Origin of the sequence: Clostridium sp. ATCC 25772 (genome assembly GCF_001573875.1) — a bacterium.
Taxonomy (GTDB): Bacteria; Bacillota; Clostridia; order Clostridiales; family Clostridiaceae; genus Clostridium_J; species Clostridium_J senegalense.
Genome location: NZ_LFRG01000144.1, coordinates 1 through 717, shown reverse-complemented (window position 1 = coordinate 717; position 717 = coordinate 1). Strand labels below are relative to the sequence as shown.

Here is a 717-nt window from a genome sequence, read left to right as displayed (position 1 = left end):
TCATTTTATCAGTAGGTATGATAGTTGGAGTATTAACTTTAACAAAAACAGAAAAAATGAATGAACTACAAACAATGAAATACAATACGGGAATATATCATACAACATTCAAGGACTTAGATTACAATCAGTTAGAAAAAATTGAAAAATCTAATGATGTAGAAAATGTAGGTGCTTTTAATTTTCATGGAATTACAACAGATAAAGAAAAACAATCTGTAATAATGTTAAATTGTAATGATGATTATATAATATCAAATTCAAAGCTTGAAAAAGGAAGGCTCCCAAAAGAAAAAAATGAAATAGTAGCTGAAGAATGGGTTTTAAAAAACTTAGGAATACAGCCTACATTAAATCAAAATATAAAGCTTAATATTGAAGATATAAACAAAAATGTAAAAGATGAGAAATTTAAGTTAGTAGGAATTATAAAAGATAGACCTACTGAAAAGCAAGTAGCTAAAATGCAAATGTACTTACCTCTTCAGAAGGGAAGTGAACATTTAGAAGTTGGAGTAGCTTTTAATGAGAAAATAGATATACAAAATTACTCTTTAGAACTTGCAAAAAAAGCTAATATAAATAAAGACAATATAGGGATTCAAGAAGATTTTATATCAATTTCAAATGATGCAAACAATATTAGTTTAGATAATATATTGAGTGTATTAGTTATAAGTTTAATATGCGGAATAGTTATATACAGTATTTTTAATA

General features: G+C 25.0%; 1 protein-coding gene. It reads left to right on the top strand.

From position 1 onward, the window contains the following. Positions 1 to 717: hypothetical protein (locus AZI32_RS18640; RefSeq protein ID WP_345968971.1), on the top strand; the 717-nt coding region annotated here is incomplete at both ends.